At 64.9% G+C, this 7035-nt stretch carries 6 protein-coding genes and 1 pseudogene; 4 read left to right on the top strand and 3 right to left on the bottom strand.

Translation table 11 applies throughout. From position 1 onward, the window contains the following. The 4 genes and pseudogenes from DBR22_RS23840 to DBR22_RS11780 all read left to right on the top strand — a co-directional run. Positions 1 to 315, top strand: a pseudogene (locus DBR22_RS23840) (SAM-dependent methyltransferase); the annotation flags it as partial. Between the two features lie 112 nt (positions 316 to 427). Next, complete coding sequence (locus DBR22_RS11790; protein WP_108599173.1) at positions 428 to 892, top strand: NfeD family protein; 465 nt, start codon at positions 428 to 430, stop codon at positions 890 to 892. A 37-nt stretch (positions 893 to 929) separates the two neighbouring features. Further along, positions 930 to 1877 carry an SPFH domain-containing protein gene (locus tag DBR22_RS11785; RefSeq protein ID WP_108599172.1) on the top strand — a complete coding sequence of 316 codons (948 nt, stop codon included), beginning with the start codon at positions 930 to 932 and terminating at the stop codon, positions 1875 to 1877. Positions 1878 to 2120: 243 nt separating this feature from the next. Next, complete coding sequence (locus DBR22_RS11780) at positions 2121 to 2468, top strand: RNA polymerase-binding protein RbpA (protein WP_108599171.1); 348 nt, start codon at positions 2121 to 2123, stop codon at positions 2466 to 2468. Positions 2469 to 2577: 109 nt separating this feature from the next. Here the strand turns inward: DBR22_RS11780 and DBR22_RS11775 are convergent, their stop codons facing one another. The 3 genes from DBR22_RS11775 to DBR22_RS11765 all read right to left on the bottom strand — a co-directional run. After that, a complete protein-coding gene (locus tag DBR22_RS11775) occupies positions 2578 to 3312 on the bottom strand; it encodes a polyprenol monophosphomannose synthase (protein WP_108599170.1) in 735 nt (244 codons plus the stop codon). A 116-nt stretch (positions 3313 to 3428) separates the two neighbouring features. Beyond that, on the bottom strand, positions 3429 to 5084 hold the full coding sequence (locus DBR22_RS11770; protein WP_108599169.1) for an amidohydrolase: 1656 nt from the start codon (positions 5082 to 5084) through the stop codon (positions 3429 to 3431). A 46-nt stretch (positions 5085 to 5130) separates the two neighbouring features. Next, a partial coding sequence (locus DBR22_RS11765; protein WP_375134954.1) for a DEAD/DEAH box helicase occupies positions 5131 to 7035 on the bottom strand: 1905 nt, incomplete at its 5' end.

Below are 7035 nucleotides of genomic sequence, written 5' to 3'. Positions count from 1 at the left end.
GTGGTGGTGACGCCCCGTGCCGGGCACCTGGCCGCCGTAGCCGCGCGGACGGGAATGCTGGCGATAGGGGACGATAAGGACACCAGGCTCGCCGAGTCACTGGCCGCCCATTTCGTCGCTGACTCAGCCCAGGACGTGGATATCCAAATGGTGCTGACGCCCGCGGAGATAGCCGACCTGGCATTCATGGGTCCTGCCGGGCATCACCTGGACCGCGCCGCACTGGCCTCCAACCTCGGTACCGGGGACGACGCGACAGCGGTGGAAGCGATGTTCAGGATCACCGTGTTCCGGCTCGTAACGGACGCAACGTAACGACTTGGCCACGTTCCCGGACCCTCTCCCGGGCGACCTGCCGCCCCGCTTTCCAGCGGACTAGGATTGAAGCACACTTACCGGAAAGTCGGCCGCGGTCGAAGGGGACGGAATGTTTGAATGGCTCGGCGAAAACTGGTGGGCCCTGTGGCTCACCGCTTTCCTCGCTTTCGCAGTGATCGAGATGATCACCCTTGACCTCTTCTTCATTATGCTCGGCGGCGGCACGCTTGCAGCGGTGGTTGCCGATTTCGCCGGCGCCGACCTGTGGCTGCAGATCGTCGTCTTCTGCGTGGTATCCCTGCTGATGATCGCCTTTGTCCGCCCGGTTGCCCTCAACCACCTGAAAAAAGGACCCTCTGAGCAGCGCACCAACGTTGACCGGCTCATCGGCGAGCAGGCCCTGGTGATGGAAGCTGTCAGCTCCACGGGCGGCCTGGTCAAGATCGGCGGCGACGTCTGGAGCGCCCGGTCCGCCGGCGCGGTCCTGCCGGCAGGCCAGAAAGCCGTCGTTTCGGCAATCGACGGGGCCACGGCCGTGGTGTCCGCCCCGCCGGAGCGAGCCAACCCGTCCTAGATACAGCTTCACTGACAACTGGGGAAAAAGGAGATGTATGGATAACGCAGGCGGCGCCGCTTTGGCCATTGTGCTGGTGGTCCTGATCGTGTTTGTCATTATTGTGTTGGTCCGCTCGGTGCGGATCATCCCGCAGGCGCGGGCGGGCGTTGTGGAACGTCTCGGAAAGTATCAGCGGACCCTCAACCCGGGGCTCACCATCCTGATCCCGTTCGTGGACAGGCTCCTGCCCCTGCTTGACCTCAGGGAACAGGTGGTGTCCTTCCCCCCGCAGCCGGTGATCACCGAAGACAACCTGGTGGTGTCCATCGATACGGTGGTCTACTTCCAGGTCACCGATCCGCGGGCGGCCACCTACGAAATCGCCAACTACATCCAGGCCGTGGAGCAGCTCACCACCACCACCCTGCGTAACGTCGTCGGCGGCCTGAACCTTGAGGAGGCGCTCACCTCGCGGGACCAGATCAACGGCCAGTTGCGCGGCGTCCTCGACGAGGCGACCGGCCGCTGGGGCATCCGGGTCTCCCGCGTCGAGCTCAAAGCGATCGACCCGCCCCACTCCATCCAGGATTCGATGGAGAAGCAGATGCGGGCCGAACGCGACCGCCGTGCTGCCATCCTCACCGCGGAGGGCACCAAGCAGTCCGCCATCCTCACCGCCGAAGGCCAGCGGCAGGCATCCATTCTGGCGGCCGAAGGTGACGCCAAGGCAGCCATCCTCCGGGCAGACGGTGAAGCGCAGGCCATCCAAAAGGTCTTCGATGCAATCCACAAGGGAAACCCTGACCAGAAGCTTCTTGCCTACCAGTACCTGCAGACGCTGCCCAAGCTGGCAGAAGGCTCCTCCAACAAGCTGTGGATCATCCCCAGCGAGGTCGGCGAAGCCTTGAAAGGCATTGGCAACGCCCTCGGCGGCACCAATCCCGACCCGCGCTCCGGCGGCGGCCTCTTCGACGAGGAACCTGCGAAGCAGCCCGGCTCCTGACCGTTTCTGCAGGCTGTGTGACTCCATGGGGTTGTGACCGCACGGCCTCAAGGGCGCAATGGTACCTAAGGAGCGGTGTATAATTGAATATTTGTCCGGTCGGATTGGATTCCACTGGAACAAGAAAGCTGCGCAATGCGTTGAAACTTATGATGCAGCACAGTGAACACAGAAGTCCGGAACGGTAATGTCGTGCCGGCTTGCGCGGGGCCCTGCTCCGCGAACCGACCAGAGGGAGAAAACATGAGCGATCGCAGCCTGCGGGGTATGCGCCTTGGCGCGCAGAGCATGGAGACCGAGTCCGGCGTTGAGCCGGCTCCGCGTCAGCGTGTCGAATACCGGTGCGAGGACGGCGAGCAGGTTTTTGTGACCTTCTCCTCAGAGGCAGAGATTCCTCCTGTGTGGGTTTCCAAGACCGGCAAGGAAGCGCTTCTCGTGGACGGGGAACGCCCCGATACCAGCAACGAAAAGGCTATCCGTACCCACTGGGACATGCTCCTGGAGCGGCGCTCACTCCCGGAGCTGGAGCAGATCCTCGAGGATCGGCTGACCATCCTGCGCGAACGCCGCGGCGAACGGCGCACTGCCTGACCGCATCGGCTGGCACAGCAGCGCCCATTGCGGCGGTCTGACGAATTGAAAGAGCCGGCCCGGCAACGTGATCACGTTGCCGGGCCGGCTCTTTTTGCATCAGTGCCGTTTAGCTTGAGCTTTTTCCGGTCAGCTTGTTCCAGCGTGCCAGCAGGCCCCACTTGGTGACGTTGATCATGGCCTCAACAACGATGTTGCCGCTCATCTTGGATGCGCCAAGCTCCCGCTCGACGAACGTGATGGGACGCTCCTCAATCCGGAGGCCCATCTTGGCCACCCGCCACGCCAGGTCCACCTGAAACCCATAGCCGACTGAATCGACCTGGTCCAGGTTGAGCTTCTCCAGCGTGGTGCGCCGGAAAGCGCGGTAGCCGCCCGTGACGTCCTTGATCTTCAGGCCCAGCATAAGCCTCGCGTAGGTGCTTCCAACGCGCGAGATCGCCTGGCGGTAGAGCGGCCAGTTGACGACGCTGCCACCGGGAACCCAGCGTGAGCCCATGGCAAGGTCGGCACCCTGCTCAACGGCTTCGATCAGCTGAGGGAGCTGCTCGGGCTGGTGTGAGCCGTCGGCGTCCATTTCCACCAGGACGTCGTAGCCGGCATCGAGACCCCATTTGAACCCGGCGATGTAGGCAGCACCGAGGCCTTCTTTGCCTTTGCGGTGCAGGACATGGACCTGTGAGTCCTCGGCGGCAAAGCCGTCCGCCAGCTGTCCGGTGCCATCAGGGCTGTTGTCGTCCACCACCAGCACGTCCGAAGCGGGCACGGCTGCCCGCAGGCGTTGAAGGGTTTTCGGCAGCGATTCCAACTCGTTGTAGGTCGGAATGATGGTGAGGATGCGCACAGAGGGCCTTTCCTGGACGGGAGCGGTCGGAGCGACTGGTCCGCAGCTGGATAGCTGGCTGGCAGGCGCAACTATCCATTATAGGGCGATCGGTTTGAAAGGGCCTGTTTGTCGCTTCAGGAACGCAGGGCCGGATTCGAAAAGAGTTCCGCGCCGTCCCTCACGGTCTGCAGGCAGACCGGATCAGCGCCCGTGTCGAGCGCCGGCAGCAGCGGGGTGCGCGCACGGGGATCCGTGCTCCAGGACTGCACGCGTCCGTCCGCAACCTGGACCATGAGCTCCTCAACGTCCCAGACCGCGAAACTCGCCGGTGCGCCCGGAACCAGCTGGCCGGCCATCGGATTGTGGTATCTGGCCGCACGCCAGCCTGCCCGTGTGTGGCCCAGGAATGCGGCCCGCGCGGAGATCCGTTGGTCATGGTTGTGGTGTTCCAGGCAGGCCCGGACACTTGACCACGGCCGCAGCGGGGTCACCGGGCTGTCACTGCCGAAGCAGATGGGAACGCCGGCAGAGTAGAACGAGGCAAATGCGTTCATTGAACGGCTCCTGCCGCCCAGGCGCTGTTCGTACATCCCGCCGCCCATCCCCCAAGCCGCGTCGAATCCTGGCTGCGCGCTGACGGTGACCGAATACCGGGCGAGTTGCCCAATGGCGTCCTCATCGGCAACTTCGACGTGCTCGAAGCGGTGCCCCGCTGCCCGGATCCGCTGCTCCCCCACTTCCGCCGAAGCCAGTTCGAGCGCCTTCAGCGCTGCGTCAAGGCCGGCATCGCCTATGACGTGGAAGCCACCCTGGATCCCCAACAGCGAGCACGCTGCCAGGTGCGCCCCGGCCTGCTCCGCAGAGAGGTACAGGCTCCCGCGTTCCCCCGACGCGTCGCTGTAGTCCGATCGCAATGCCGCAGTCCGGGAGCCGAGGGAGCCGTCGATGTTCAGGTCGCCGGCAAGGCCGCGCACCTGGACGCCGAGCCCGTCCAGCAGGGTCCGGGCATGTTCTTCGGAGGTGGCCAGTTCGCCCCAGTAGGGCAGGATCTCGGGCACTGCGGTCCGGCCGTCAGTGTTCCAGGTGGCGGCAACACGGAGGTCGGCGACGCCGCCGATATGCGGCGCGGCCATCTCCACCACAGCAACGTAGCCATTTCCGGCGGCCTCAGTGAGGGCCCGTTGCTGATATTCCCTCAGGGTGCCCTCGGGGAGCCGGCGTGCCTCCTGGCGGGCTGCAACGTGGGCATCCTTCGTGACCTGCGATCCGGATGTGACGCCGTCAAGGCCGGACAGCCCGGCCGCTGCGGCCAGCGAGGAGGAGACCAGGGCAGAGTGTGAGTCCACCCGGGACAGGAATACCGGCCTGCCCCCTGCAGCGCGCTCCAGCTCATCGGCTGCCGGCATGGCTGGGTCAGTCCACGTGGACTCATCCCACCCGTGACCCAGTACCGGCCCATCGCCTTTAAAGGATGCGACGGCGTCGAGCAGCTGCCTGGCTGAGCGGACCCCGCCCAGCTGCAGGGATCCCAGCGCAATGCCGGATTCTGTGAGGTGGACATGGGAGTCCACGAAACCCGGGGCCACGAGGGCGCCCTTCAGATCGATGACCTCCATTGAACTGTCGGCAATCGAGGTGGCCGCCTGTTCGGAGCCTACCCAGGCAATGGTGTCGCCGTCCACCAGCATGGCCGTGGCAAACGGGTCCGCGGCCGTATACACCGAGCCGTTGCGGTACAGGACTACCTTCCGCTCAGATGGGACGGGCACGGTTGAGTGGTCGTTGGTCATGCAGGCAAGCTCCTGGGGCTAGGGTGGGCAGCGGGCTGCCGGTGATTCAGAGGACTGAGGAGTACGCCACGACGCCGCGGCGGATGAGCGAGATGGCTTCAGCGCACAACCTGGCCAGGCGCAGGTCCAGTCCGGGGATTTTGGCGAGCTGGTCGAGGAGGTCGATGACCTGTTTGACCCAGCGGACAAAATCGCCTGCCGCGAGGTCGGTGCCGCTGAGCACGTCCTGGAGGTGCCGGCCCTTGGCCCACTTGTACATCGGCCATATCAGGCCCAGTTCAGGTTCGCCTGTCAGGGGAAGTTTGTTCTGTTCTTCCACGTCCTCCAGTGCTGACCACTCCCGGATCACCACGTCCACCGACGTTTCAAGCGAGACACTCGGCATGCGCGGGCGCAGGCCACGGTCCTCGCGTTTGGCCTGGTACACCAGGACGGTGGCCAGGGTGGCTACTTCGACGGCGTCAAGGTCATCGAAGGCGCCCAGCCGCAGTGACTGCGAAATCAGCAGATCCTTCTCACCATAGATCCGGCGCAGCCGCTGGCCGTCGGGGCTGATCGTCTGCCGGCCGTCAGCACCGGTCTCCAGGTAGCCGTAGGCCGAAAGGACGTCGCAGACACGATCGAAGGTCTTGGCTATGGTGTTGGTCCGGCCCTGGATCTGGCGCACCAGTGCGTCCGTCTCCCGGCGCAGCTTCCACCAGCGCTCAGACCACCGGGCGTGGTCTTCGCGCTCACTGCAGCCGTGGCAGGGGTGTGCGCGGAGGGCACGGCGAAGTTCGGTGATCCGTTTTTCCTGGTTGGGCAGGACTGCACCCAGGCCAAAATCGGTACTGCGGCCGGGGGCCGGTGGACGGTGCTCCCTCAGTGCGTTCCGCGCAGAGGATGCCAGATCCCTGCGGGACTTGGGCACCTTGGCGTTGAACGACTTCGGAATCCTTATCCGGGTCAGCGGCGCGATGGGGCCTTCCAGGTCCTCCGTGCCGATTCTCCGGAGCTGGTTGTCCAGCGTCAGCACGGCAGGCCGTGGCTCCCGGCCGCTGTGGTCCGAGCTCAACACGATGGCCGGCCCGGGGGCACGCCCGCCCGGAACGTCCACCACATCGCCGGGCATGAGGCGGGCCAGTGAGTCCTCGTTCAAGGACTTCCGTGCCCTCGAGGTGCTGCGCGTGGTGATGTTCTCGGCGTCGGACAGTTCGCGCCGCAGCCGCGCATACTCGGTGAAATCCCCCAGATGGCAGGTCATGGACTTGGCGTAACCGGCCAGGGATTCCTCGCGGCTGCGCACCTGCTTGGCGAGGCCTACTACCGAGCGGTCGGCCTGGAACTGTGCAAAGGACGATTCGAGGATCTCGCGGGCGCGTGCACGGCCGAACTGCGCCAGGAGGTTAATGCTCATGTTGTAGGTGGGCCGGAAGCTGGAATTCAGCGGGTAGGTCCGCCTCGAGGCGAGGCCTGCAACAGCTGCGGGATCGGTCCCGGGCTGCCACAGCACAACGGCATGGCCTTCGACGTCGATGCCCCGGCGGCCGGCACGGCCCGTCAGTTGGGTGTACTCCCCCGCCGTGATATCCACATGGGCTTCGCCGTTGAATTTGTCCAGCTTCTCGAGCACCACTGAACGCGCGGGCATGTTGACCCCCAGTGCGAGGGTCTCGGTGGCGAAAACAGCCTTGACCAGTCCTTCGACGAAGAGCTTTTCAACCACTTCCTTGAACGTCGGGAGCATTCCCGCGTGATGGGCTGCGAAGCCCCGCAGCAGGCCGTCCCGCCAGGTCCAGAAGCCAAGGACGTCCAGGTCATCGGACGGGATGTCCTGCCCGGCCTCATCAACGCGCTGGGCGATGATGCGCTGTTCCTTCTCGGTGGTCAGCCACAGTCCGGAGGAGACACACTGCGCCACAGCTGCGTCGCAGCCCGCCCGGGAGAAGATGAAGGTGATGGCAGGCAGCAG

Origin of the sequence: Arthrobacter sp. HMWF013, from assembly GCF_003061105.1 — a bacterium.
Lineage (GTDB): Bacteria > Actinomycetota > Actinomycetes > Actinomycetales > Micrococcaceae > Arthrobacter.
This window is presented reverse-complemented; position numbering and strand designations above follow the sequence as displayed.